The following is a 23,663-nucleotide window of genomic DNA, read 5'->3' as shown; positions in this document are numbered from 1 at the left end:
TCAGTTGGTTGGCACGCCTTATTTTCGTTTGGCGCTTAGGTTGAGAGCCGCATCAAAGTCAGCCCAAAGGTCGATGGGATCTTCCAGTCCGAGACTCAGACGGACGAGCCGGCCCGAAACGCCGAACCGCTGCAGCGAGTTCTCTTCCCCGGATTGGTTCAGTGCGATTTGGGTCGGCAGAAGCAGGCTCTCGAAGCCGCCCCAGCTCACCCCGAGCCGGAACAGCTTCAAGGCGTCGGCGAAGTCCGGGATGCTGACGCTGTCATCGAGCTCCACCGAGAGCAGGCCTGACCGGCCGGTCAGCCCCGGCACCTGATTGGGACCCGGTGACCGCACCGCCTTGACCAATGGATGCCCGGAAAGACTGCCGACAAACCGGTCCGCCGTTGACTGATGCTGCCGCATGCGGGCGCCAAGCGTCCTGAGGCCCCGGGTCAGCAGGAAAGCCTCGAACGGTGCGAGCTTGCCACCGAGCAGCGAGAGTGACAGATCGCGGATCCGTCCGACGAGTTCCGCGCTGGAAATGACGACCCCGGCCACCGTGTCGGAATGGCCCGATAAATACTTCGACGCGGAGTGAAGCACGATATCGATGCCAAGCGTCAGCGGACGCTGAAAGACAGGGGTCGCCCAGGAATTGTCAATCACCGTGAGCGCACCATGCCGCCTCGCGTGGGCTGCAACCCTTGGCAGATCCATTGCCTCAAACACGACCGTGTTCGGACTTTCGAGATAGGCAAGCCTGACCCCGGCCAGCAGATCCGGATCCGTCTCGAAATCCGCGACCGGATGATAGGTAATCTCGACCCCGAAGGGTCTGAGCAGGCGCTCAAAGAACCTGTAGGCGTCCGGATAGACGTGCTCGACACAGGCGATGCGGTCGCCCGGCCTGACCAGCGCCAGCACGGTGGAGGAAATCGCCGCCATCCCGGATGCGAAACCGACAGCCGCCTCGCCTTCCTCGGCGGCGGCGATCAGGCCCTCGAACGCGGCGACCGTCGGGTTCTGGACCCGGCTGTAGAGCGGATCATCAGAGCGTCCGGCCATCCGGTCCTCGAAGGCACTGTAGCTGTCGAACGTGAACAGCGACGTCTGTACGATTGGCGGAACCACCGCACCGCCCGCGCCTTCGGCCACGGTCGCAAGCAGGGTTTCGATCGAATAGTCGCCGGGGCGCCGTTCAGTCATTGCATGCCTCGGCGATTTTCAGGGTTTCAGCGCACACCATGTCGATGATGCGCTCCGTGAATTCGACCGCCTTGTCCTCATCACCGGCAATGACGGCGTCGGCCAGGGGCCTGTGCAGCGGGATGGAATCCTGGCCCAGATGCGGCTTTCCGAAGGGTGTTTCGTAGATGTCGTGAAAGCACTTCAGGATCTGGTCGATGATCTGTTCGAAGAGCGGGTTTCCGGTCGCGGCGTGGATCGCCTTGTGAAAGCGATGGTCGGCGGGGCGCCAGTCTTCACCGGCCTCGTAAACGGCGATGAGTTCGGCCGCGCGCGCATTGATGACCCGGCGCTGATCCGGCGTTGCCAGCCGTGTTGCCAGGCGAACGGCCTCGATTTCGAGCGGACGGCGCACCTGCTGCATCCGGATCAGGCTCTCTGCCTCATGCTTGATCGTCAGCGCCACCCGCAGGGTGTTCCGCGACATTTCGCCGATCAGCCTGGTCCCGGCTCCCTTGTTCCGGCTGACGACACCCATGCTTTCCCAGGTCTTCAGGGTTTCGCGAATGGTCGACCTGCCAAAGCCGAGACGCCGCACCAGCTCCAGCTCGGGTGGCAGCCGGTCACCAACCTGGAGGCCCTCATCCTCGATCAGCCTGATGAGCGCGTGGGGCACGTCACGCGGCTCTTCAGCTGCCTGCTCTTCGGGAGTGCGTTTTTTGACCGGAGTTTTTTCCGCCATGGACCGATGTCGACCTTTCCTTTGACTGGCCGAACCATATCACTTTGTCTGACATTGTAAACATTATGTCTGACAAAGTTGAGAACCCGAAATGATAGCCCTCATGAGCGCAAAGATATGCGCGCACATTCGCGAGGCTTTTTCCGCGAACAAATCAGCGTTTAAGTGATTCACATACCTGTCTGAATAAGGATCGGTTGGGCGGGCAACACTCAATTGGCGCTGCTCCGGGGCATGGCTCGCCGATACGCTGTCCCAGGGCTCGATCGCGCCCTGCAATCCACCGCGCCGCGGTTTGCGATCTGGATGGCCCCACCTGAAGACCTGTGGCCGATCAGGTCAGGTTGCCCTCTGGAAGGTGCGCCTTGAGACGGGCTTTCGCCTCCTTTCCCTTCGGCGCGATCAGCCCGCGTTCATAGGCGAGCGCGACGATGTGGGTCTTGTTGGCGGCATTCAGCTTTCGGGAGATGGACGAAAAATACCCGGCGATCGTGGTTTCGGAGACGCCTAGGATCAGCCCGCATTCAAGATTTGTCTTGCCGAGAGCAGCAAGCTCGACGCATTCGATTTCGCGGGGTGTCAGCTCCTTCGTGCGCTGTGAGGCCGAAAGAAGCAGGTGGAGATGCCCGAATGCATAGTGGCACAGGAGATGCAACACCGCCGTTTCCCCGCTTGTCGGCAGCGGCCGTTCGCCCATGAAGGCGATTGCCCCTTTCCTGCCGACATGATCGTAGCACGGCAGGAAGACTCCGCGCGGCACCTTGTGCCTGACGAAGAGTTCCCGGATGACGGCTGTCTGTTCCTCCGAGCGCTGCAGCGGCAAATGCTCAACGTCATATTCGACCGGCTTCCTGTCCGTGCGCAAAGCCGACATGACCGGACTGTTTTCCAGCAACCTGTGCCGGTCATACTCGGCAACGAGGTCGGAAGACACGTTTGTTGCAACGAATGCGGACCGGATCTGGCGGTCCTGCCGATCCGGCAGAAAAACCACGCCGTAGTTGGTGAAGCCGAGCGCAGTCGCTGTTTCCTTCAACAGGGAAAACAGCTCGCCCGGGGTTTCCAGGCGGGTCACTCTCTCATAGCAGGAGACGATGAACTCCGCGTGTTTGCACAGGTTTTCCGGCATGCCTGCCCTTGCTCACGACACAACCCCGATGCAACCGATATCCCTATTTCTCAAAAATATAAATCTGCAGAATTCCCGCCAGTATTTTTGACAGGTCAATTCGATGGGCGCGCACCTCACTCAATGAGAAGAAGCATCTCGAAAAGCGGCTGATTTTCCGGATTTCGACCAAAAACCCTGTTTACGACCACTCGACCGCCCGCAAAAGAACTGTGTATGCGTCGTTACATCGCGGGTCAGGGTCGCATCTCGATCCAGGGCGCGGGACGCCCGAAGTGGAAACCCTGCGCCGCCTCGATATCCAGCGTGCGAAGCAGATCGGCCTGGGCGGGCGTTTCGATGTGTTTGGCGATGACCTTCATCCCCAGATTGCGCGCCGCTCCGATCAGGCCGCGCAGGATTTCCGCCCTTGCAGGCTCCCGCAGCACCTGTCGTGTCAGGCCCGCCTCCAGCTTCAGCCACTCCACCCGCATGCCCGGCAGGCGTGACAGAACCGGCCAGTGACCGGCAAAGTCGTCGATCGCCGTCTGACACCCGAACTCGGAGACGAAACCGAAGAAGGATTCGACTGTCGAGGGTTCACGCAGGAAATCCCTTTCCGCAATTTCGAGGCACAGGCGCGAGGCCAGCAGCGGATTGACGGACAGGCGGTTGTGCAGGCCGTCGCGGAAGCCGGGATCACGCGCCGATTCCGCCGACACATTCATCGTCAGCAGGGATCTGTTGGCATTGCGCTCCGCCGCGTCCAGCACCCTGTCGAGGGTCCAGGCATCGACCTGGGCAATGAAGCCCGAGCGTTCAGCCGCCGAAATCCAGGCGCGTGAGGAAAGTCCCTTTGCGCGGTCACCCTGCAGCCGCAGCAGCACCTCGTGACCACAGGTTTCATTGTTCCTGAGCGACACGATCGGCATGGCATAGAGCGTCAGTTCCTTGCCGCAGAAACTTTCCGCTTCGGGCAGGTTGTCGTTCTCTTCTAGGTTTGCCGGTGTGTCTTCCGCGCCCACCCCGTGCAACTGAACCGATCTCCCGCCACCCCGCTTGCCGCGCAGGCAGGCCGTGTCTGCGAGCCCCAGCAGGGCATTCGCATCGGTGCTCCTGCGATGCGTCGCCGCGTCGGCATAGGCGACGCCAACGGAACCGGAAATCGTGAAAACACGCTCCTTGATTTCGAGCCTTATCCGGCCGAAGCCTTCGAGGATCTTCTCCGCATATTCATGCGCGGTTTCCCGGCTTGTGACCGGAAGCATCGCTGCGAATTCGTCGCCGCCGATCCTTGCGACCGTTCCGAACTCGCCGAGTGCCAGTTTCAAACAGGAGGCGACGCGCAACAGCATATCGTCGCCGGCATCATGCCCCCCCAAATCATTGACCTTCTTGAATTCGTCGAGATCGATGTAATAGACCGCGAGCCCGGTTTCCCGGTCGGATGGCATGCGCTCCAATTCGCGCTTCAGGGCCCTCGTGAAGGCCCGCCGGTTTTCCAGCCCCGTCAGGGGGTCTTCGTATGCAAGACGTTTGTTCTCTGCAATCTCCGCCGGATTGTCGACGTTCCGCCTGACAATGGCCATGCACGGACTTCCGTCTGCTCTTCCCTCGCGGTCGCGCGGCAACGCGACCAGCCTGACTTCGCTGACACGCGATCCGCCGTTTCCGGGCTCGCGTGCCGGGGCACAGTCTTCCGGAATGTGCAAGGTCTGCGGCAGGGACTGCCTTGCCTCTTCAAGCGTGCGCGTCAGTCCGTCCAGGTCTTGCACACCGCCTGTCTTTTCAAGCAGCGTCAGCGCCATGTCCGCATGGCTCTCGGAACCGTCAAAATAGAGTATTTCATCGGGGAAGTGTTCAAGAACCCGGCTGTCCGAGATCTGCTGCGCGAACGTGTTCCCGTGTTCCGCGGCGTCCCGGCTTTGCATCGCTTCGGCCGCGTTTGGCTGTTCCGGTGCGCCGTTTTCCGCGCCGAACTGGACGAGAACCGCCTCGCAGCCTTTGTGCAGCAGAACGCGGGAGGTGCACATGAAGTGGCGGCAAAACGCGTCGCCCGACAAGAGCCGAATCTCGCCGCTTACCTCCGCGGGAACACCACCGAAGGCAGCCGACAGAACACGCTCGAACCGCTTCCAGCTTTCCCCGGACAAGACGTCCTGAAACCGGGCGGGAACGCGCGCAAGACCCCGCAATTGGAGACCGTTTTCAAACACCCTGTTGCAGGCCAGAATGCCGCCGTCCCTGGCAACATAGGCAGCGGCGAAGGGCAGCACTTCCAGAAGGGAAGTGTGAAAGGCAGACAATATATTGCTCTGCGTCAGACCGGAGAGATCTCCCCGATCAGCCGCCAACCGATGGCTGATTTGCACCAGACAACCCTTTCGACAAAGTCTTCTTAACTGACGCCGTTTGAAATACTCATGCGTCACCCCTGAAAATTGTTACCACAGTTTAACTGTAAAAATCGGACAAGCAAAACAACTCACAGGTCTTAAAAATTTTATGGTTAATATTAATTTTACCAATAACTTTCAAATTTATTTCAAATTTATATTTCTCTCTACTCTTATTATCCTAAATTGCTGAATTTGCCTTATTTTGATCATGCCTGTGCCGTAAGGGCACCCGGCTAACGGCCAGAAACGCCGATTTACCAATAGATTTAAAAATTGCCGGCCACAGGATGAGGTTTGTCATGTTAACCATTTTTGCACGGGTGCTCCGCCCGGTTTATGCGCTGAGCGTCTGCCTTCCGATGCTTCTTGTTCCGGCCACTGCGCAGGCCGAAAGCGGCTTTCAGCAATGCGGGAAAGCGTCCTGGTACAAGCTCGGCGGAACCACAGCCAGCGGCGAGCGGGCCAATCCTCAGGGCCTCACCGCTGCGCACAGGACGTTGCCGTTCGGGACCCTCGTCGACGTGACCAACCTGTCGAACGGCAAGACCGTTACGGTCCGGATCAACGACCGGGGGCCGTTTGCAAAAGGCCGCGTGATCGACGTCACGCTGGCAGCCGCCAGGCAGCTCGGGTTCGTCAACAAGGGCATCACGAAGGTGCATGTGACCAATGCCGACGCGCCACGTAGCGCAAACCATAGGCAGAAATGCCAATAAATCTTGAAGAATTGCCGGCTCCACCGCTCCCGGATGCCTGCGGATTTTCTTTCGGGATACCGCTATGATCATGAAAAACTGCGCGTTTTTCCCGAACCACTCGTCTCGCGGCGTGACTCAGTATGAATAACGATCAGTCGCATTAGAGTGAATCAAAAAATAAAATATTTTACGGTAATGACATTACATGGAGATATCGCTAGAGTTGCCGCCGTGGTCGATGGGGCCACGTGCACAGTAACTTTATTCGCGCAGTCTCTTGGCTGCGCGTTTTTTTTGTCAGCCGTTAATATCGGCCGGTCAACCGCCGTTTTCCCTCCTTGCCGGCGCATGACCGGACAGGCCCATGACGGGCAGCTTCAGACGCGCTCCTGCCGGTCGAGCTTTTCCAGGAACCTTGCCGCGCTCTCCCGATACGCCTGTTGCTTGTCGGGTGCCATGCGGTTCCAGGTGGCATAGGGCTGCCCCAGTCTCGGATTGCCCGAAAGAACATCCCGGTTCCGTTCCAGAAACGCCCAGTAGAGCGCGTTGAACGGACACGCCTTCTCGCCCGTCTTCAGGCGGACATCGTAAGAGCAGGTGCCGCAGTAATCCGACATCTTGTTGATGTAGTTGCCGCTGGAGGCATAGGGCTTGGAGGCAAGCAGGCCGCCATCGGCGAACTGGCTCATGCCGATGGTGTTCGGAAGTTCGACCCATTCATAGGCATCGGCGTAGACGGCGAGATACCATTCATGCACCTGGTGCGGATCCACACCGGCCAGCAGGGCGAAATTGCCCGTGATCATCAGCCGCTGGATGTGATGCGCATAGGCCTCTTCGATCGTCTGCCTGACCGCCTCCGACAGGCAGTGCATACCGGTGTCGCCGGTCCAGTAGAAACCGGGCAGCGGCCGGGAAGCGGCAAGGGCGTTGGAGGCGGCATAGTCCGGCATCTTCAGCCAGTAGATGCCGCGCACATATTCCCGCCAGCCGAGGATCTGGCGGATGTAGCCTTCCGCCGCATTGAGCGGTGCGCGGCCCTGCCGCCACGCCGCCTCGACCTTCCGGCAAAGCGCGAGCGGGTCCAGCAGACCGGCATTGAGATAGGCGGAGATGACCGAGTGATAAAGGAATTTCTCCCCGGTCAGCATGGCGTCCTGGTAGGTACCGAAACCGGCGAGCGCCCCCTCCAGGAAGGCATCGAAGGCCGCCTCCGCGTCGCGCCGCGTGACCGCGAACCAGAACGGTTCGAGCGTGCCGATGTGATCGCCGAAACGCGCATCGACCAGCTCAAGCACCGCGCGCGTAATGTCGTCCGGTGCGAAGCGGGCCGGCTGCGGCATGAAGAGATCCCCGCGCGCGGGTTTGCGGTTGTCGGCGTCATAGTTCCATTTGCCGCCGGCCGGCTTGCCGTCCTCCATCAGGAGCCCGGTCTTCTGGCGCATCTCCCGGTAGAAATGTTCCATGCGCAATTGTTTGCGGCCGGTCGCCCAGGCCCGGAAGCCGGCCTCGGATATGAGGAATCGCGTGTCCTCGCGCAAGTCCAGAGGGACACCGGTCATTGCCTGCCAGGTCGCCATGTCCGCGCGCACCCGCCACTCGCCCGGCTCGGTGACGACAAGGGTGTCGGGTGCCCACGCGGCGCAGGCCTGCGCAACCTCGCCGCGAAAACTGCCCGTGTTGGCGCCATCGTCCAGCTGCACATAGTCGACCTGCCAGCCGTCCTCGCGCAGCTCCTGTGCGAAATGGCGCATGGCCGACAGAAGAAACGCAATCTTCTTCTTGTGATGGCGCACATAGGTCGTCTCTTCGTGCACCTCGACCATCAGGATACGATCCAGTTCCGTGTCGGCGCCGCCGAGGCTCGAGATGGCGGGCGTCAACTGGTCGCCAAGGATGAGAATGAGATGTCGGCAGCCGGTCTTTCGGGTCATGGGTATCCGGTGTCTGAAGCGGTCATGCTCCCTATACGCACCGGCGCGCCGTTCCTATCACCTGGCACCCTGCTCCGGACGCATTTTCTGCGCGCGCGAGCGCAAATTCGGCAAAGCTGCACGCCGCTGGACGTCCTGGCCACCCTGCGTAGATCCGGGTAAACCCTCGAAAAGCTGAGCGCCGGGACCAATCGGGGCGGGTCCGGGTAAATCCGGGCAAAGCCCGGCAAACCTGGGCAACGCCGCATGCCCCTGCGCACCCGGGCCACGCTTGATGCATGATAACTTGTCGGAATCCCCAAAAAGCCGTTGCCCGCACGAACCGGATCTTGTATCAGAACGCTCTATCCACCGCGCGCCTCGCTCGCGCGCATGGCACGCACCCGTAGCTCAGCTGGATAGAGCGCTGCCCTCCGAAGGCAGAGGCCAGAGGTTCGAATCCTCTCGGGTGCGCCAATATTTTCAATAGCTTATCTGAGTTCCTGAATTGTCAGGATAAATCACGCAATGTTATCCGCAATGAAATCCTTTCCGATTTGGTTCATTACACTGATCGCACGATCTTGGTAATGCGGTGAGTGCTGCCGGTACACTTCCATAAGTGTTTCAATGGAAGTTGCGAAATAGTCTGCCGCGTCTTCGAGCCTCATACCTTTTTGAAAGGCCCAGGTCACAGCGGTGTGCTTGAGGGTATGGGGGGTGACATCACTTAGCCCTGCATCCCTGCAAGCTATTTTGAAACTTGATTTGATGTCTTTGACCGGATCACCTTTGTAATGAATCACAGAAGGTACTCTGTCCTGCTCCCATTGCGCGGCTGAATCCAATAGCGGTTTAGGCATCGCGATCGATCCACGTTTCTTGCCAGACTCGGTTTCATCCATGCCAATAAAGCTAATAATTGAGCGATTAAGATCAATCCAGCCATGGTTGGCCGATGGAGACCATCTTAGGTCGAGGACGGCTCTTTTTCGACGCCCGGTATAGAGCGAAATCAAGATGAATCTTTGCAGATGCGGCGGAGCGTGTCGCCAGAGCCGATTAGCTTCATCCTCGGTCAGCCAACGACTTCGCGGTGGCGGTTTTTTTGGCAACTTGATCTTTGGTGGATTTGGTAAACGCAATTCAATCTCTGCATGATTTAGTGCTGCACGCAGGACTCCTAACTCGCGACGTATGGTTCCATTGCTTTTTTTCCGGAGTTGCTGGTACTCGTGTATGCGAGCAATTGTGATGTCGTCCGGAGTCAAGTCACCCCACCAAGGGGCCAAAGCTTCAATCGCATAAGCGGTTCGAGCAGGATCCTTCTGAGTAGGGCCGCAATCATCGGCATAGCGCGACAGGATTTCACCTATCGTGATTTTCGACGGGTCAGTCGGTTTTTTGGATGTTTCAACCTTAGAGTTCAAATAGTCCCGGAGCGCTTTTTCAGCTTGTTCGCGCTCCTCAAGGCGACATCCCGTCCTGATGTGTTCACCTCCATCAAGGATGATCCAGACGTTTTCGTCTTTGCGGGGCCAGAGGCGGGGTGGTTTTCTTCTTCTTGGCATTCCAAAAAATCCTTCAAGTTCCTTTCTGTGATCAGATATTTTTTTCCAACCATACGTGCTCTCAATTCCCCACTCTGGATAGCGCGATAGATCGCCGACTTCGAAACGTTCGGATGCAAGGCAGCCGCAGCTTCTTTAACGGTGTAAACCTTGATCTCCAGCGCGTTTCCGACAAATTGCGAATGCCGACTTTGGATTGGATTTCTTCGAGACCTAAGCTGAGTGAATCCATCTTCAGCTTCTAGTAGTTGCTTGCAAAAGAATTCTGGATCGGTCGTAATCGTCATCCGCAAAATCCTTTTAGGCTTTGGCGGTAATTATTACCCGCCTTCAGAATGGCCTAAGTCTTCGAGAGAAAGTTTTGTGTTTCTGTAGCTAGGCTGATCTTGATTTGAATTCAATACAACGATTGATTTTTTTAGTTTTGTCGAATCCGACTCAATCTATGAGTACGAATTGAGTGAATTATTCAAATCGCTGTTCGCGCTACTTATGTTGCCTTTGATCCCGAATTCGTTCTAATTCGATCCAGAACGAGTTTTGGATGGTTTGGCCATCATGATGATTGCAATTGATAGAAGGCATGATAATCGGGAGCCCCTAGCTGATGGAAGAGTGCTCATGCCGAGGTCAGAAGGGCGGCGTACGTAGGCTAAACGCTTTCGCGTGGAGCCGTATTCTGATCTTTGGGTAAGTCCGAGAAGAAAGATGCGGGGCGCCACAAAAACATGCGAAAAAATTTGGAGTAAGTTGTTTTCCGAGTGCGATCACAATTCCTATTTCAATGTGTCCTTCAGCGTCATCGACAAAACGAGATAGTCAGCGAATTCACATATGCTCGCAGATGCTTAACGATGGTTGAACGGGCGGGACAGGATATCCACCATGTCTTCGGTCACCTCCTCCGCTATACCTATGGATGGGGCAGACGCTTGGAGAATGAGCAGGGAGATCGACAGGTCATAACGCTCCGAGATTAGTGAGTGTTCAACCACGGGCTCATTTAGCCAGGTTCCTTTGCGGAGTTCCTTGGGCTCCACGATCCCGATGGCTCCATTGCTTTTGGCCACCGGCGAAGCGTCAGGTACTTCTTGAGGAGGCAGTCCGGCCACTTTGATGAATGCGCCCGATTTGAATGCTGGTTCACTGGAACGTGCCCACAGGATGAAACCTTCCCTACTGACCACGAGGATCGCCCGCTTCTGCGTGTAGGTCAGCCACCTTAGGATTGCTGCGGTCAGAGAGACCTCATATCGATCGGCGCAGCCACACAGCATATCCAGATCCGTTTTCTGGTTTGCCGGAAGCTGCGCTCGAAAATCATCCAATGGCATGAGTAACCCAGCAGCGAATCGGTTGGCCTCGGCTTCGACACGGTTGTATTCGCTATCCCAACGAACCATGTCCTCAGGACGGCATTGGAACCCTTGTGGATATTTCTTCCGGTGCAACAGATAATGGCCCAGTTCATGGGCGATTGTAAAATTCACTCGGCCCCGGGACCGGAGGGAACTAGAGTATCCAATCCCCCACTCGCCCGACCCGTTGGGCTTTGGCGTCAATGCACCCTCGAATCCCTCGAACCCTCTTGCGCGAACCCGTGTAATCGGCTCGTCCGGAAAAACCTGCTTGCTGTAGTCTCCGGCTAGTTTGGATACATCCACAGGGAAACGGTTTGGTCCATAAGCCTGTGTCAGCAGGATTGACAGGTCATTCGCCCAGCGTTCCGGTCCCTTATCCAGGTTCATTCATCATCCCATAAATCGAGCATCTTGCGGATATCATCTTGCCTGTGCTCGGGCAGTCTCACGAACTTCCGGAAGAATATCTTATCGGCTTGGGATAACTCATCTTCCGTATTGATCGGGGTGCCGATCAGGACATCCACGGTAGTGTCCAAGGCTGATGCAATAGCTGCCAGCTTCTCAGCTGAGGGCCGTGGAGGGTTCTTGTTTTCGAGTTCCCAGATGTAGCCCTTGGTGCATCCGGCCTTGGCCGCGAGTTGATCCAGTGTGAATTGTTTCTGCTTCCTACGATCCCGGATTCTTTCTCCCATTGGTGTCGTCATAGTGGTCCCCCAAATTTGTTCAGAATAGACATATTTTTCGTTCTTGACAACGCGGTGGCGAGTCGCACTAATTGTTCAGACTAGCGATATATTGAATGAATCGATTCTATACGATCCTCGACATATCCGGATTTGTGTGATCGCCGCGTTCATATGTAGGCGTGGCTCTATGACCTTAGAAAGGGGTCAGCAATGAATAAGCACTTGGGAGCGCCACCCGCTCCGTGGGACAGTATATCGGAACAGATGTTGGCCGCAGTGGCCATCAGAGTTGAGCTTCCGCCCAGCATGCATGCTTTGCTGGCGGAACGGAAAGCAGCCATCGAAAAACACCTGGAGCGCGACGGGAGCCCTCTGAAGGATAAGGTTCGTCTATTCTACCAGCAGGGGTCGGTTGCCATCGGGGCGACTATTCGGGCAAAGTTTCGGTTCGAGGGGTTTGACATCGACATCATCGTCGAACTGATCACCCCGGGCCTAACGCCCTGGCAGGCTCTAGAGCTTCTCTATCAGGCAATGCGCGGAGAGCCGGGTTCAAGATACCATGATATGACTGAGCGTCAGACGCGGTGCGTGACGGTTCACTACGCTGACGGGATGCACCTTGATCTGTCACCCGCCGAACTGATCAACGAATTCGATCCACGTCGGAGCTTCATTTTTCATTCGAAACCCGAGGAGCCCCGCAGCAGAGATCAAAAGGTGCTCATGAATAGTTTCGGGTTCGCCGAAGAATATAACACGACTTGCCCAGTTGATCTGTCGTTCCAGCAGGAGTACGCGCGTCGAGCCCTCACTGCCGACCGTGGCCTAATCGCCATGCGAAAGGATGCCGACTCGCTTCCTGTCCCCGAACACTCCACCGTCGTCGGAGGAAAATCGGCCGTCACAGTGGCTCAAATGCTGATCAAGAGAAATCGAAACATCCGGTGGGCCAAGCGGAAGGGGCGTACGCCAGCTTCGGCAATTATTGCCTGCCTGAGCTTGGAGGTTGCTAAATCTGGACGCACGATTGGCCAGAACCTGAGGATAATTGCTCGGCATATTCTTGATCGGCTGCTGCTGGCCAAGGGCGACGGAAAACTAATCCATGTTGAGAACCCACGTTGCCCCGGGGATGTATTCACGGACCGTTGGCCCGAGAACCATTCTGCCCAGGATTTGATGATTGCAGACATGCGGCTGTTCATGAATCAACTCGCCGTGCTGCTGGATGATAGGCGATCCCTGCGTGACCGGCGCGATGTCCTTAAGGCGATGTTTGGGGAAGATGTCGGCCAGTCGGTTGTCGATGACCTGGAGCGGGATATCGGCGAGGCCATCCGCACTGGTCGGCACGGCTTCGGCGCTCTCGGCGGCCTCACCATGAGCCCAACCACCGCCAAGGCCAAACCGGCTGTGAAGCGTTCGACCTTCTATGGCACCAAATGGAGGCATCCATGAAATCCCTTCTGGCGCAGTTCAACGCCATGCATCGGGATTGGCCACAGTTCCAAGCATCTTTAGGGCTTGGGCCGCAATCCGTGATCTGGTTCGGCGATCTGAAGGGGCTGGAGCGGCAGTTTCATGTCAGTATTGAATACGGCTTGCCCGTATCCGGACGAAACGACACTTATCGCCTCATGCCAGTGGTCCGTGTCCTACGACCCTCGCTGATCCTGAACTATAATGCGGAAGAGGAAGCACCGCTCCCACATGTCTATTTCGAATCGCCGGACCCCAGACTTTCGCCTTTGTGCCTATTCGACCCCAAGGCCGACGAGTGGGACTCGTCCATGCTCATCAGCCGTACCACTGTCGGCTGGACGGTTCGGTGGCTTGCAGCCTACGAGTTCTGGGAAATGACCGGTCGGTGGATAGGCGGCGGGCGCCACGACGAGTATGGAGCCGCGAAAGGTGAAGACCATGCCGCGTAGCAGCGAATATGACCACACTGTGCCACGCCGTTCCGACGGGACGAGGCAGACTCTCAGACCGGTACAGCCATGGCCGTCAGGTAAGCCTTTTAAGATACTGTCTATCGATGGGGGGGGCATCCTAGGCATTCTTCCCTGCATGATCTTGAGTGAGATCGAGAAACGTTTCCTGGACGATGACTCCATCGGCAAGCACTTCGACATGATCGTTGGTACTTCAACGGGTGGGATCATCGCGCTAGGCTTGGGCCAGGGTAAGTCGGCCCGGGAAATCTCCAAGCTCTACACCGAGCGTGGCCGGTTCATCTTCCCGGGTAATCGCCTAACAAGATGGCTCCGTGGTTGGGCGGGTTTGGCGTTCACACCATATGACCGAGGCAACCTAGAGAAAGAGCTTCGACGGGAATTCAGTGATGGGCTCTTCGGGTCATCAACCATCCCTACCTGCATTCCGTCATTCGAAGGCCGTTACGGCGAACCATATGTCTTCAAGACGCCGCATCACCCGGATTACAAAAAAGACCAGTATGAGCGAATCGTTGACGTAGGGCTTTCTACAGCGGCAGCGCCTACGATCTTTGCTGCGGTTAAGAGAAACGGCTATGTGTTCGCCGACGGCGGCATCTGGGCCAACAATCCCGCGATGATCGGCATTGTGGATGCGATGACCTGCTACGACATTGATCGCAGCCAGATCAGGCTCCTGAGCCTTGGTTGCGGTCAGGAGAGCTTTCGTATGCGGTGGTGGCACCGCATCGGCGGACGGCTGGTCTGGGCACGTCTATTCGCGTCATCAGCAATGCGGGCCCAATCCCACAATGCCCTAGGTCAAGCGGGTCTGTTGATCGGACGGTCCAACATGGTCCGGCTCGATGCCGCCGAAGTTGTAAGTCGGATCGGTATGGATGACGTTGGCCGAGCACTGGTCGAAATGCCGCCGGTTGCCAGATCCTTGGTGGAAGGGGCCGGACACCGGGTTTCAGAAATGCTCTTCGACCATAGTGACATGAATGCGGAGCCTGAATAACTACAAACTCCTAACATCACAGGCATCCCCGCTACCATACCGCAGTGAAATATTAGGAGCCCTAAAGTCCCCATCGCTGCAACGCTTCTTCCACGCCCTCGGCATCATCCCTGATCCGCATAACAGCTTGCCGGGATAAACCAACCTGTCGTGCAATCGCACTTATGTTTATGCCGGTTGAGAGGAGATCGTTGACCGTCCTGACGGATTGTCTATCGAACGTCGGTTTTCGTCCGGGATATTTTCGCGGATCATTCTTCGCGGCTTTGATACCGGCCTTCTGAGCGACCTTCTGGGCCTCTGCCTGAGCTTCTGCGGTGGCGGCCAGAAACCCTATCAAGGCATCCCGGACCGCCTGCTGAACCGGATCGTCCGTGGCCCCATCGAATTCCATGTTGTTGATGATGGTGTGGATGGTCACGCCGGATCGGATGAAGTGCCGGATAACATCCGTCACGTCTTCATAATTCCGTCCCAGGCGGTCTACCCAACGAACCACCAAATGATCACCATAACGGAGCTTGTCGAATAGTCGGCGTCCTTCCGGTCGATCTTCGAGTTTGTGCTGGATGCCGGACACGCCGTGATCGGCGATAATCTCGTCGAACACGAAACCGGCTGCTTGAGCCTGATCGACTTGATGATCCAGGACCTGTTCGGTGGTGGATACACGTGCGTAGAAGAATGTAGCTATAGGTCACTCCATATGTCATTAAGGGTACTGTAATTTAATATCGTGTCAGCTGAACGATTACTACCCTTGATGACACTGGATTCGGCGATTTATCCGGGAGTGTTGCTTGTCGGCTACGGCATACCCATACGGACAACCGGACCCCATCAGCTTGCAGAAGGGGCCAATCCGGTCATGCCGAGTAGGGTCTTGATAAACAAAACATGCCTGATGCACGGAGAAGTTCGCCTGTAGCCTTTTCTTTACTATCCGGCGAACTGGTGTAATTACGATTCATCGCTGCTGAACGGTTCCTTATGACGTCGTTCACGCTCGTCGTCATGTAGCACGGTTTGACGACACGTTTTAATCCGCTGCCACGATGCAGATTGTGCAGACCACTTGTACACGCCTGTAACTTGGTTTGGGCCGATTGCTTCGATAGCGACTGACCATTCCGAGGAAACAAACTCTTCTTTTTGGCAGTAGTCTCTAACCAGTTCAGCGTAGGAACTCTCATCGGTTAGATGCCATAAAGTCAGTTTTTTGACTTGATTATGTCTAATCCGTACCTTTAAACGATATGCGCCGCTATGTGCAAATACAAGATTTGCATTGCCTCCGATGGCCGGTTTCTCTTCTGGATGCATGATGCTGAATAGTTCTTTATCGGCATCGTTCTGGATATACATATTGTCATTATGTGCAAGCCAGATACGGCGCTCGAAGGTATGTTTTAGGCCCTCTCTCAGTGCCGAGTGAAGTTCATAGTCGGGTATCATAGTATATGCGAACATGGCTGTTCCTTTTCGCGTTCAGTGTTGTTTGGTCAAGCAAAAGGGTTTGGCCCACCTGTGCGGTGGCCATCCACACATGACGTGCTTCCAGCTATTGCTTGGTGCTTTATCCGGGTGCGACCCCGAGCGGCAGATCTGGTTAGATCCCCACTAAAGCGGGAACACGGGCAAGGAATTCGGCCCGCTTATTTTTTTTACGTAGGTGGATGATTCGAGAAGATCAAGCCCGCGATGAACCAGTCGTGCCGCTCCCCCGACCAACAGGCAAGAAAACTGACCTCGCAGCATAAATACCTGTGGGCACCAGTCAGATGAGTGCCATCAGTTGAGGACAGGAAAATGTATGATGAAAAATGGACGATAAGAGGTATCGAGGATGAAGCACGGCAGATCGTGGAAACCATTCACCACGACACCGGCATCCCGTACGGGAGGCTTGTAACAGCCGCACTATGGGAATGGATCGACGGACTGGACATGGATGAACCGATTCCGATCCTGCGTCCGTACGAGGACGCTGCGTGATTGGGTGGGTGTGCATCGAAGCGCCACAACAATCAATCAAAGCAACAAGCAGAATACTAAATACAAGCAACCCAAATCGGGTTCCTTTGTTAGCCAATGAGACCCCCTGGAGCCGCCGGTTCTTGGGGGTCTTTCGTCAATGGTGCGCGGACAATTGCGGTCGTTCCCTAAATAGCTTCGACCCCTTCGCGTTTTGCGGAGGGGATGGCTAACCGAGGAATTACCATAATGCCAAACACCAATAAATTTCCGCTTTCATTTTTCGAGAGTGTTCGCAATCCGATTCCGGAAGAGACCTGCGAACTGGTCTTCGACGAATTCACCGAAATCATGTCGAGCTTTTCGGAAGAACCATTCGCATCCAAGGAAGCAGCCCCGCTGTTCTCGTCAACGGTATTCAATCAGAACCGGCGTTCCAAGAAGAATGCGACATCCTCCGGTTTGATCGTATTGGACATCGACGATGGTCAAACCATTGATCAAACACTGGATGTTGTCGGACACCTAAACCTAGCGTTTTTGATCTACTCCACCGCTTCACACCGCGACGAACATCACAAATTCAGGATATGCGTTCCACTGATCGCGCCGGTGGCGTATGACGAACAGGTTCTTTGCTGGCGTGCCGTGAATTACGTGTTTGCATCAGACCAGTCTGACGCCACCAAGGCGGGCTGTGAATCCTTGTTCTATGTACCAGGAACTTATCCGGGCGCTCCTACAGTGTTCATACAGCAAGATGGCGATGTCTATTCGGCAGCCGACTGGATCGATGTCGCTGATCTTCCGGAGCAACCGGCATCCGTCGAAAGATCTATCCGATGCACGGTTCCCGCTCAGTCCGCTACTCCCGGTGCCAGTGCAGCTACTGCGGATGATCTAGATATCTACGAGACCCGGCTGATAACCGAAACCGCCTTGAACAAATATCAATCCGCGTACGGGGATTGGCACACCGCCCGGTTCGGACTGATGCTCCACATGGTGGGTCGGGCCAGACGCATTGGGATCGATATCACGGAGAGCGATGTCGTGGATCTGTTCAACCAGGTCGATGCCATCGACGGCAGTCATTACCAGACAGAGAGGTACCAGAAAGAAATCACAAACGATGCCAGGAAAGCCGTTGCGCAAGCGGGCTGAGGAAAGAGACATGCATGATAAGAACAACCAAAATTATGATATTGGCATCGAGCTAGACGAAGTTGATCTTGACGAGATCGAATGCAAGCCAACCAAAAGCCGCAAGAAACGGACCAGCGCTATTGCGGTGGACTACGATCCGACCCCTGACTACGAACGATTGCCGGAAGGCTACATTCGACCACAGGCGACTACTTGGTCCGGATCGTCGTTGGCCACCACGCTGAGCATTGCGCAACTCCACCACCTGTGGTCCATGCCGGTTGAGGGCATGGCAGAGGCCAAACGAAAGCATCGTTTCCTGGCTTCAAAGGTCGTGATGGTTGCCGGGAACTTCTGGGTCAAGGATCGGAATTCTGGTCTCTGGCTGGAACGGAAGAAGACCACGGAGGTCAAATCCGTTCTCATGGCGGACTGGGGCCGAGAGAAAACCAAATTTAATATTCGCAAGGAAACCATCGTGGATTTCCTGAAAGGCAACGAGTTCGTGGTCCTTGATGAAACGGCTTATTTGCCGGGCGCTGGCGATTTTGTGGAGATCCGGGGGCGCAGATACCTCAACCTCTATCACGAACGGCCAATGCCCTACCGGGACGGAGCAACGGAATCTGATGCCTTTTCCGCTCTTTTGGAAATGGTAGTCTTTAATCTAATGGGCCGGGATCACGGATCGTGCGATGAGTGGATAGAGGAAATCTTCGGTGAAGAAGACACCGATCTGAAATGGTTGATTCACTGGCTGGCGTCCCAGTACCAGCGCCCAGGAAAAGCTTTACCGACAGCTTTATGGCTCGTGGGGCGCGGTCAGGGTGTCGGCAAGGGATTGTTCACATCCGGGTTGGCGCTGCTCATCGGGCGGTCCAACGCCAAAAAGGTTAGCCCAGAAGAATTCGGTGGCGGATGGACCGACTTCCTAATCGGAGCATCATTGATCGAACTTGACGAAATCGACTTCAGCTCCCGCAGAGAAGCCTACGACAAGATCAAACGTTTGATCGGCAATGAAATGACCGCTGCCCGAAAACGTAACCACGGGGATATCGTCTTACCGTCAGTTGCGAATTTCGTGTTCACGACGAACAATCCCACTCCAATCGCTATGGATCAGGGAGACCGACGGAACACCGTATTCGGCACCAAGAACACAGTTGAAGCCAAGGCAAGAGCACGAGCCTTTTTCTTATTGGGGGAGAATGCCCACAAGCAAGCCTGGGAGGGAATGGCGGAACTCCTGGCGAATATCGAAATCGACGATGTGTTGATCAGCACAGCGTTCCCAACCGATATCAAGGAACGGATGATTGAGACCAACATCAATCCGGTCGAAGAATGGCTGATGGCGGAAGAAACCTTGCAGGTCTGGCCTGTACTCACGTTTGCACCCTCGGAGTGGCTTTATAGAGAGTATGCTGATTGGATGCGGAAGAATGATGGTTTCACGGGCTGCATCAACCGCAAATACTTCTTTCGACAGATGGGCGAATTGAATGATTTGGGGTTGGTGTCACGACCTGAGCGGAAAACCCACCATGGAGATGCGAAATATCGTGGTTTCATCCGGTACGATCCCGAGATGCCTTGTTCGAACATCAAAGTGGCCGATGTCGATTTTATCAACGCATATCAAAAGTCAGGCAAATTGATAGACCTGCGTGATAGGATCAAATCCAAAACTGGGCGGGGTCGGTGAAAGCATTTTTCTAGACCACTTCGGACCACCATCTCTAAGTATGCTCCATTGTTTGGTGGTCCGAGCCGGTCTGCGGACACATCCCGAAAACATCAAATAGCTCATACGGTTATGGTTTTTGATCTTTAATTCAGACCATGACCACCTGACTCAATTGGATCGAAAGAAAGGGAAAATAACTGCCAAAAACAATTATTTTCTCGTGTTTTGGGGTGATCCGCGGCTGGTGGTCTTGGTCTGATATCGTGAGATTGTTTATTCAAGGAAACAAACACTCGAATGATCACCCATCCAGCATTTGCCGATGCGTCTCATTGGACTTAGATCGTCATGAGCTTGGGCGGAACCATCGCCGCCATTCCAATAAGCCTGTGCGGTCTTCCGGTCATCATTCAGGATTAGATACACAAACATGCCCGGCCCCCCAGCTGTATGTTTCTCGATGTAATTATCCCGGCTTTTGAAGCACGTTACTGCCTGAGAACCTATTGAAGCACTAAACATCTATCACCCCTTCGAGAATCGTATCAAAAATAAATCTGCTCGCAAAAGATGTTGAAAGAGATGCGTTAGATTTATTATTGCAATTCGTGAATCTAGCCGCTGTTTAAACAGGGTATCGGTACGGGATGCAAAAAATCTTTGGTTGCAATCAAAATTTTTAGGGTTTTACGGATGCGAAGGCGAGGAACTCGACGCAAACTAATGCGACAAGTGTGAGGTCAACTTGTAGGTCCAGAACATTAAAAAAGTTTACGTCATATGGGCTAATAGCAATGGATACCGCGGCCGCCTCAATTGGAGTGCACTTGAACGTTAGTCAAATCGATGACGCATTATTTTGCCAATAACGCCGCAGCAAAAACTCTCTATATTGGCGCTGCAAAACATGCAGTTTGTGTCTGAACTAACACCAAGTTTCCAAGTACATTTATTTCAGTGACAAACCCTCCATAGTCATCATTCAGGGCCTGTGTTGGCATTAGAATTTGTAAGGCGCTGGAGTGATTTTCAAAATATAAATCATAGCCATCCTGAGATAGGTTTAGTCTTCCAGATATTTGCTTAGGAATAACCACGTCGATGCTGCCAATTACGCTTTCAAGTGGACGTGAGATATACGAAAGGCGGCATTGTTCGCTGCTTAAATTGGTGAACCTCAGTTCTGGAGACACAATTAAATCTCCTCGTTTGCACGGATCGTTCGGAGAATCAAAGAGCTCAAGTATTTCTACTTTTGGAATGGTGGAGCCTGGGTTGCGCGAAACAATATTTTTAAATTCAATTAGCCGGTCTTTATACTCAGGTCTCGAAACTGAATTGCTAACAAACAAACAATTTTCGGTTTGTTCGCCAGGACTGCATTCCGCTTCACAGTCCAGAACAATGTCGTTGGGTGGATTTGGATAGTTTCTAGTCGTTCCTGGTTTTTCGAATAAATCACCACAGCTAACGACTAGAACGAGGACTGGAAACAAGATCAATTTTTTCATGCAAAATTTCTAATCTCTCAAAAAACCAATGAAGCTTTCATGTGATTTAGCCTCGTTCAAAAACAATTTTTTAGCGGTACAGGCAAGTGACCTTTTTACCGGTATAGTGCTAAGAGTTAATATCGCGGAGATGTCACCATTATCATTACTGGACAGTGTGCTCTCGATTGGACTTATCGACGCGCTGATTTCCGGAGTTAGTTCAACGAGCAAAGACTTTTTTGTATCCCAGAGAGGTCCCGAGATATTGCCGTACAACGGTAATACGCGTGCACGGTAACGAGCATCTAGTCCAACAAAGATTTCGTTATTTGTTTTTTTCAAGATCGGTTTTGCATATGCTTGCACACCAATTACGTGCTTACCAATAGTTACTGAACTTTGCGACTTCGAAAAAGGATTTATTTTTGAACATATCCGTTCTTCGTGTGTGAAATGCGCGTTTAAGGTCCATCTATCTTTATTTGTTTCTAACTTTGCATCATTGTTATACTTTAATCTATCACAACCTTGCTTTTCAAAATTTGAAAGTGCAGTGTTGGCAAGTTTAGTAATCCCTTGCATTGCAAATATCATGCTAACTCTAAATACAAATCCATTGTCGCTTTCTAAAACAATAGGCTTAACTACAATTGAGTAGTAGGAAATGCTACTGTCGTTGTATTTTATCGACCTATCTTGCCTGAATACCCACTGTGGCTCTCCGCAAACGTCTAATCTTTTATTTGTATTTTTTTGAAATTTATTATCAAGTGAATCAACCGGGACTTGCTTTAAGCAGTTGAAGCCGCGACACTCAGTTGCATAAATGCTTGGTGAACTTAAAATACACACAGCTATGGAAAGAAGAAACTGCGAAATAAATTTCGACTTCAATTCTTCGTACATTGAATTATTTCTCTTAAATGCAAATTTGACACTGGCAATTGTAAGGTGAGTAACTGGTTCATGCAATCCAAATAATTAATCGTATTTATGCGGAGTTTACGGATTTTATAAATTTAATTCAGTCAAAATAAAGGAATTTTTAAATAACTTAAATTCTTTTTTTGAAAGATTTATTTTGCTTTTTGTTTTTTAATCTCCTTCTACTACTATACAGTTATTTTTTTGAACAGATTTTTTATTCATTCGCAAGTGTGTGGTGTATACACTATTTTTAAAGTAGCTGAATGCTTTCTTGGTCGAACTGCTTGATTGTTAAGCGGCTGTTCGTCTCATCTTTAAAGGGAAATCAGACACCCTGCGAGATTTCGGGTTGCTTCCTAAAATACCGGGAAGGGCATTCGATCCAATTCGACACATGGTCACGGGTTGAATATCTCAGACCCGTGGGTGTTCTCTCGACCGTCACCAAGTCCCGGTAGGGTTCGCCCTCCGCCTGACAGTCTGCGACGAATTCTGTGCCTTTTGCGGATTGTCTCGGTTCGATAAGCCTGCAAGAGGTTTCAGTTCGGTAAACCGTACCCTCTTCAATTATGATCCCACCAGGATGGAGTTCCTGGGCAATCCGCTCACAAGAAGCGGGTGGATCAGTTCCTTCCGGGTAATACAGACCGTCGAAACTGTTCGTGGCACCGGCACTGGTAGTGACCAGCATCGCGACTGCGAAAACGATAAGATTCTTCAAGAGCTATCCACTTAGCTTGCTTGAACACTCACCCCCACCAACGAAATCGGCCATAGCGTAATTGCAACCAAAGATTTTATCAATGGAGATCGTATTCTTCAGGTGCATCTCGTCCATCAGGACAAATCATCCGTTTGAACGGTGATCCACTGTTCGAGCAACAGCCGCCCGCGTTCATCCAGTTCATTGCGTTGTTCCAGCGGCAGGAGGACATATTCCTCATATGCGACCCCGACGAAGTGGAGCTTTGCGTCCAAATAAATCCGCGTACAGGTTAATGCGTGTGAACTGGACGGCTTCTTCTGCGGATCATTCTCCAGGCAATCCAGGTGCCTGCCGATGACGTGTAGTCTTACGGCCAGAAGATCGACGCCAGGATGTTGTCGCCCATAAACGACACGGGTCCCTTCTCGGTTATGTGCATTGCCTCTTTTGCCGAGATATTCATTAAGGCGTTTTTTGCCCAGTTCGCGCATCACCTGCTGTTCGGCAGCACTACCATCCTGATATTCCTGAAGCGTTACCCCGGCAAAATACGCATATGCCTCGATCTTGATCGCCGTGCATTGAGGACCGGTCTTTTCCTCACCGCCGCACGTCAGATAGCGGTCCACGACATATCCGGTGGCCCCGTCAACTTCCCCGGCAAATCCGGCTTGAGCGTCCTTGGCCGCGATAACCGCCTCAGCGGTCAGTTGATCAGAACCACGACGTTCGTCTTCGAGTTTCATACGAGGATCAACCGGTTCTGCTGATGCCGAGCGCCTGACGCCGTAACGGCTGCAATTTGGACCGGTTGAGCAACTGAAGGCTGCTCGATAACCGGCGTATCCACCATAATGCTCCTTCAATCGTTCATGTATCTCAAGACAGCGGTCCCGCATGGGTATCGGATCAGCATTGCAGACGATCATCTGCTGGCGCATTTCCGCTAGCTGATCCTCTGACAGTTCATCTGCATATGCCGAACCCGCAAAAAGCAACAGCACCGGAGTTATCATCATCTTCATGATGCTGAGTGTGGGAAAAGAAACTGTCTTCATCTTCATGATCCTTCCTGTGTTTGTTGGTTGACCGCGACTTCCCGGTCCCTTTCCCCACAT

Annotated in this window: 21 protein-coding genes and 1 tRNA gene; 8 read left to right on the top strand and 14 right to left on the bottom strand. The window is 53.8% G+C overall.

Going from position 1 to position 23,663, the window contains the following annotated elements:
- Positions 1-18: 18 nt before the first annotated feature.
- The 4 genes from ACO07N_RS10320 to ACO07N_RS10305 form a co-directional block, all read right to left on the bottom strand.
- On the bottom strand, positions 19-1,188 hold the full coding sequence (locus ACO07N_RS10320; RefSeq protein ID WP_421980935.1) for an aminotransferase class I/II-fold pyridoxal phosphate-dependent enzyme: 1,170 nt from the start codon (positions 1,186-1,188) through the stop codon (positions 19-21).
- The gene (locus tag ACO07N_RS10315) at positions 1,181-1,909 is read right to left on the bottom strand and encodes a FadR/GntR family transcriptional regulator (protein ID WP_421980934.1); all 729 of its coding nucleotides are present in this window, start codon (positions 1,907-1,909) and stop codon (positions 1,181-1,183) included. Before ACO07N_RS10315 ends, ACO07N_RS10320 begins: the two co-directional genes overlap by 8 nt.
- Positions 1,910-2,243: 334 nt before the next feature.
- On the bottom strand, positions 2,244-3,038 hold the full coding sequence (locus ACO07N_RS10310; RefSeq protein ID WP_421980933.1) for an autoinducer binding domain-containing protein: 795 nt from the start codon (positions 3,036-3,038) through the stop codon (positions 2,244-2,246).
- A gap of 236 nt (positions 3,039-3,274) precedes the next feature.
- A complete protein-coding gene (locus ACO07N_RS10305; protein WP_421980932.1) occupies positions 3,275-5,323 on the bottom strand; it encodes an EAL domain-containing protein in 2,049 nt (682 codons plus the stop codon).
- Positions 5,324-5,775: 452 nt separating this feature from the next.
- On the opposite strand from ACO07N_RS10305, the gene ACO07N_RS10300 reads away from it, so the two are divergent.
- Positions 5,776-6,132, top strand: coding sequence for a septal ring lytic transglycosylase RlpA family protein (locus ACO07N_RS10300; protein ID WP_421984411.1), 357 nt, complete (start codon positions 5,776-5,778; stop codon positions 6,130-6,132).
- A gap of 359 nt (positions 6,133-6,491) precedes the next feature.
- Here the strand turns inward: ACO07N_RS10300 and ACO07N_RS10295 are convergent, their stop codons facing one another.
- The gene (locus tag ACO07N_RS10295; RefSeq protein WP_421980931.1) at positions 6,492-8,048 is read right to left on the bottom strand and encodes a cryptochrome/photolyase family protein; all 1,557 of its coding nucleotides are present in this window, start codon (positions 8,046-8,048) and stop codon (positions 6,492-6,494) included.
- Positions 8,049-8,427: 379 nt separating this feature from the next.
- Here ACO07N_RS10295 and ACO07N_RS10290 point away from each other — a divergent pair.
- A tRNA-Arg gene (locus tag ACO07N_RS10290) sits at positions 8,428-8,504 on the top strand.
- 44 nt (positions 8,505-8,548) lie between these two features.
- Here ACO07N_RS10290 and ACO07N_RS10285 read toward each other — a convergent pair.
- The 4 genes from ACO07N_RS10285 to ACO07N_RS10270 all read right to left on the bottom strand — a co-directional run bounded on the left by ACO07N_RS10285 (position 8,549) and on the right by ACO07N_RS10270 (position 11,666).
- Positions 8,549-9,457 (bottom strand): site-specific integrase, encoded by a 909-nt coding sequence (locus tag ACO07N_RS10285; RefSeq protein ID WP_421980930.1) that lies wholly within the window; start codon positions 9,455-9,457, stop codon positions 8,549-8,551.
- On the bottom strand, positions 9,454-9,885 hold the full coding sequence (locus tag ACO07N_RS10280; RefSeq protein WP_421980929.1) for a helix-turn-helix domain-containing protein: 432 nt from the start codon (positions 9,883-9,885) through the stop codon (positions 9,454-9,456). The genes ACO07N_RS10285 and ACO07N_RS10280 overlap by 4 nt, the downstream gene beginning before the upstream one ends.
- Positions 9,886-10,446: 561 nt before the next feature.
- Complete coding sequence (locus ACO07N_RS10275; protein ID WP_421980928.1) at positions 10,447-11,346, bottom strand: ImmA/IrrE family metallo-endopeptidase; 900 nt, start codon at positions 11,344-11,346, stop codon at positions 10,447-10,449.
- The gene (locus tag ACO07N_RS10270) at positions 11,343-11,666 is read right to left on the bottom strand and encodes a helix-turn-helix domain-containing protein (protein ID WP_421980927.1); all 324 of its coding nucleotides are present in this window, start codon (positions 11,664-11,666) and stop codon (positions 11,343-11,345) included. Before ACO07N_RS10270 ends, ACO07N_RS10275 begins: the two co-directional genes overlap by 4 nt.
- 192 nt (positions 11,667-11,858) lie before the next feature.
- On the opposite strand from ACO07N_RS10270, the gene ACO07N_RS10265 reads away from it, so the two are divergent.
- From ACO07N_RS10265 to ACO07N_RS10255, 3 genes are read left to right on the top strand one after another with little or no spacing between them, the layout of a single operon-like run.
- On the top strand, positions 11,859-13,109 hold the full coding sequence (locus ACO07N_RS10265) for a nucleotidyltransferase domain-containing protein (RefSeq protein ID WP_421980926.1): 1,251 nt from the start codon (positions 11,859-11,861) through the stop codon (positions 13,107-13,109).
- Positions 13,106-13,582, top strand: coding sequence for a hypothetical protein (locus ACO07N_RS10260; RefSeq protein ID WP_421980925.1), 477 nt, complete (start codon positions 13,106-13,108; stop codon positions 13,580-13,582). The genes ACO07N_RS10265 and ACO07N_RS10260 overlap by 4 nt, the downstream gene beginning before the upstream one ends.
- Positions 13,548-14,609 (top strand): CBASS cGAMP-activated phospholipase, encoded by a 1,062-nt coding sequence (locus ACO07N_RS10255; protein ID WP_421980924.1) that lies wholly within the window; start codon positions 13,548-13,550, stop codon positions 14,607-14,609. The genes ACO07N_RS10260 and ACO07N_RS10255 overlap by 35 nt, the downstream gene beginning before the upstream one ends.
- Positions 14,610-14,670: 61 nt before the next feature.
- On the opposite strand, the gene ACO07N_RS10250 is transcribed toward ACO07N_RS10255, so the two are convergent.
- Entirely contained in the window at positions 14,671-15,303 is a 633-nt protein-coding gene (locus ACO07N_RS10250; RefSeq protein WP_421984410.1) for a recombinase family protein, read from the bottom strand.
- 266 nt (positions 15,304-15,569) lie between these two features.
- Entirely contained in the window at positions 15,570-16,079 is a 510-nt protein-coding gene (locus ACO07N_RS10245) for a hypothetical protein (RefSeq protein ID WP_421980923.1), read from the bottom strand.
- A gap of 339 nt (positions 16,080-16,418) precedes the next feature.
- Between ACO07N_RS10245 and ACO07N_RS10240 the strand changes: the two genes are divergently transcribed.
- From ACO07N_RS10240 to ACO07N_RS10230, 3 genes are all read left to right on the top strand, one after another.
- The gene (locus tag ACO07N_RS10240; protein ID WP_421980922.1) at positions 16,419-16,604 is read left to right on the top strand and encodes a hypothetical protein; all 186 of its coding nucleotides are present in this window, start codon (positions 16,419-16,421) and stop codon (positions 16,602-16,604) included.
- A 228-nt stretch (positions 16,605-16,832) separates the two neighbouring features.
- The gene (locus tag ACO07N_RS10235) at positions 16,833-17,747 is read left to right on the top strand and encodes a hypothetical protein (RefSeq protein WP_421980921.1); all 915 of its coding nucleotides are present in this window, start codon (positions 16,833-16,835) and stop codon (positions 17,745-17,747) included.
- Between the two features lie 10 nt (positions 17,748-17,757).
- A complete protein-coding gene (locus tag ACO07N_RS10230; protein ID WP_421980920.1) occupies positions 17,758-19,437 on the top strand; it encodes a primase-helicase family protein in 1,680 nt (559 codons plus the stop codon).
- An 869-nt stretch (positions 19,438-20,306) separates the two neighbouring features.
- Here ACO07N_RS10230 and ACO07N_RS10225 read toward each other — a convergent pair.
- From ACO07N_RS10225 to ACO07N_RS10215, 3 genes are all read right to left on the bottom strand, one after another.
- Positions 20,307-20,930 (bottom strand): hypothetical protein, encoded by a 624-nt coding sequence (locus ACO07N_RS10225; protein WP_421980919.1) that lies wholly within the window; start codon positions 20,928-20,930, stop codon positions 20,307-20,309.
- A 9-nt stretch (positions 20,931-20,939) separates the two neighbouring features.
- Complete coding sequence (locus ACO07N_RS10220; protein ID WP_421980918.1) at positions 20,940-21,818, bottom strand: hypothetical protein; 879 nt, start codon at positions 21,816-21,818, stop codon at positions 20,940-20,942.
- A gap of 858 nt (positions 21,819-22,676) precedes the next feature.
- Positions 22,677-23,609 (bottom strand): hypothetical protein, encoded by a 933-nt coding sequence (locus tag ACO07N_RS10215; protein WP_421980917.1) that lies wholly within the window; start codon positions 23,607-23,609, stop codon positions 22,677-22,679.
- Positions 23,610-23,663: the final 54 nt, after the last annotated feature.

Origin of the sequence: Roseibium sp., from assembly GCF_965229775.1 — a bacterium.
In the GTDB taxonomy this organism is placed as follows: Bacteria; Pseudomonadota; Alphaproteobacteria; order Rhizobiales; family Stappiaceae; genus Roseibium.
This window is presented reverse-complemented; position numbering and strand designations above follow the sequence as displayed.